This window comes from Streptococcus sp. CCH5-D3 (assembly GCF_001556435.1).
In the GTDB taxonomy this organism is placed as follows: Bacteria; Bacillota; Bacilli; order Lactobacillales; family Streptococcaceae; genus Streptococcus.
In genome coordinates, this window is the sequence record NZ_LSIW01000095.1 from 1 (window position 1) to 3,281 (window position 3,281).

2 protein-coding genes are annotated in these 3,281 nt (G+C 43.3%); both read right to left on the reverse strand.

The genetic code is table 11. From position 1 onward, the window contains the following. On the reverse strand, positions 1-2,884 hold a 2,884-nt coding region (locus AX662_RS06295; protein WP_156430697.1), incomplete at its 3' end, for an accessory Sec-dependent serine-rich glycoprotein adhesin. 273 nt (positions 2,885-3,157) lie between these two features. Beyond that, on the reverse strand, positions 3,158-3,281 hold a 124-nt coding region (locus tag AX662_RS06300; protein ID WP_156430698.1), incomplete at its 5' end, for an LPXTG cell wall anchor domain-containing protein.

Consider the following 3,281-nt stretch of genomic DNA (forward strand, 5'->3'; position numbering starts at 1 on the left):
TTTGTGATTTTGAAACACTCTGTTGAGCTGATAAACTCAAGGAACTTGAGATACTTTGTGACTTCACGACACTCAATGACGCACTCGTTGAAGCAGATTGGCTTTGTGATTTTGAAACACTCTGTTGTGCTGATAAACTCAAGGAACTTGAGACACTTTTTGAAGCAACCGTGCTCAATGAAAGGCTGGTCGATGCAGACTGCTTAACGGACTCACTTCGACTTTGAGAAATTGATTCCTGCTTAGACTGACTGGCACTTTGCGACACTGACTGGCTGTGATCACTATCCGACAATTTCACCGTCACAACATTCGTCGTACTGTCTTTATAAGTAATCGTTACCGTTCCATCGCTATTAACCGTATAAGACTTAATACGGTTGGCAACCTCTGGATTCAAGGACGACACAGCCGCAATAATCTTGCTTTTATCTGCATCTGTTAATGCAGTCAGGCTGGTCACCTGAATAGTGCTTGTCGGTGCCACACCCGGCGTACGATCTGCTAAGCGTCCCTGAGCAATACGAATCTCACCCAAGCCATTTGGACGGTTCATATTTGATGCATTGTCGATAGCAGCAACATTACGTTGCCATGTGTTTCGGAAGGAATGGTAAAGATCATCTTTCAAATGAATGGTCGCTGTGATGGTTGCAGGATTGTCACTCGTTGCTGTGATATCTCCCGTAATCGGTGCAACATTACCTGTTCCATACTGGCTACTACCAAAGAAATTTCCGTTCAAGGCATTGTCATTCAAATCGGCTCTTGCAACGACTTTCATTTCTTTAAGTTTGCCACTGTCATCTGTAGCCGTGAAAGTCAAAACAGCATCATCACCAGCATAGATGGTATAGTTTTTCCCACCACCTTCGAGAGGCGTAGACTTAGGTTCCACACCATCGACAGTCAACTTGGCAGTCACTTCAGGACGAGTTCCGTCCGTTACAGCCACGGAATTGCTGGCATCTGAGTATACCGCATAATCATCATACATGATGCGAGCTTTGGCTGTTACACCACCTGTTTGTAACTTAACTGTCGGCGTCACAATCGCTTGACCCGAAGCATCTGCCACTGCTGTTCCCACTTCGTCGTCATTATTGTATAGAACGACTGTAGAACCTGGCTCAGCTCCTGTCACCGTTACAGGTGTCTGCGTGTAAGCCTTGTCTAATAATCTCGTTTCAACCGTTGGTGCTGCAAGTCGTTTCACTGGAGCCGTCACATCATTTGTGGTGTTATCTTTATAAGTAATGGTCACCACACCAGATGCTGAAACCGAATAAGATTTAAAGTCCTTTGAAGTGGCAATATTTGGGTTAGCAGTCTTAAAGGCCTCCCAAACCTTATCTTTTTCGGCTTGAGCGAGATTACTTGTGTCATTAACATAAGTCCCCGTTGTCACAGCCGTAATCGGGTTTCGAATGCCATCATTTTGTGGCAAAACCTGAATACGAAGCGTACGTGTCACTGACTGCTTAGCCGTATTAGTCACTACAAAAGAAACATTATAAATTTTCCCAGGCGTTACGACCTCTGTCTGCCCAACAGTCCCCACAATATTAAAGGCGACTGCACTATTTTTCAATGCAGAGGTCTGAGGCACGTTGATCCCATTCACACGATCACTACCAGAAGCGTAGCCAATGCTTTTAATACTATTTCGTGTAGGAATGGTTTCAACAACATTATAAGCATGATTGATGTAGTCAGAGTTATAAACAGAAATCAAGGCATTGTTAGCCGGACCTAAATTATACTGGGGTGCACGAAGGTTGCTATTAGCATCAATGCGAGAACCATTACGAGGATCACGCTGACCAGATGTCGCACGAAGCACCGCATTGGCAAGACTATTTCTAGCCTGACGAGCCTGACTAATCGTAGGAGCTACATCACCATCACGATCAGCCAGACTGACACGAATGGCACCCAAGGCTTTATCTCCCTTGAGAATAGCAACATCCGTATTTGGCAAATCAACAGCTTGAGCTTTATAGGTATAAATGTCTAAGGCTAAATCCTTGAGACGTTTTTCTTGTTCTAAACGCTCAGCATCAGCCACAACCGAGGCAGCTAGTAGCCCAGTCGCCGTATCAGATAATTTGAGATTCGTTTGCACTTCAGATGTCAAGAAAGCGTTTAACAAGGTTGACTCTGAGCTGACAAGGGACATCCCTACTTTAGTGTCGCTACTACTATCACTCTTGCTAACTGACTGAACAGATGTACTTGTACTATGCTCTGATGATTTTTCAGCTGCGCTCTCTGACAGACTATGTGAAGAAGAATCCGTCTGACTTACTGATTCCGACTTAGAAGCTAATGAAGCTGACAAGGAAGCAGAAAGCGAGGCACTCAATGACAAGGATGTCGATCTTGAAGCTAATTCAGAAGCAGAAACCGATTGGCTGCGTGATAAAGACTCACTCAAAGAAGCCTCCGAAGTCTGACTTGACGCAGTTTCTGATGACTCTTGACTATTTACTTGACTCTCTTGAACACTGGACACAGACTCCATATTTCCAAGAACAACGGAATCAGATGTAGCCAAGAAATCAGTCTTAGCTCCTGCTTCACTTTCCAAAATCGGCTGATCAGTCATTTCATCCGCATGAGCTACTTGAGTCACAACAGAACCACCTAACAAGGCCCCCGTTGCAAGCACTCCCTTAAGCACTGTCTGACCTGAAAAAGCAGGTGCATCCACCTCTACCTGCTGGCCAGCAACAGACGGTGTATCCACACCCCCTCTAAACACCTTGAAAAGACCAAAATTCGACGTCGCCGCACGAAGCCAGTGCTTCCCTGACTTAACCAATTTAAAGCGTGTCACACGATCGGTTTCACGATATTGACCTTCATTCCTTCTAAAAAACATATAAACTCCATTTATTTTTGATTAAAACACTCCTTTAAATTTTATCATAAAATTAAGCAAAAAATCTCATTTCGAGATTGCTTTCTAGCAATTAATCACTTCTTTCAGCCCCCTAAAAATACGATAATAATGGTAACCCTAAGACTTATTAAAACTATTTGTATTTTTAGAATATCCGACTAAAAAAAATCCCCTACCAATTAGGAAATCACTCTAATCGATAGGGGATATTTGATTATCTCGCTAGAAGATAATGATTAAACTTACTAAAACTTAGAAGTCTTCACTTTCTTCTTCGTCTTTCTTACGTTTAGCAAGAAAGGCGAGACCTGTTGCAGTCGACAAAGCACCAAATGCCATTGACAATGATGAGTTTTCCTCACCAGTCTTAGGAAGC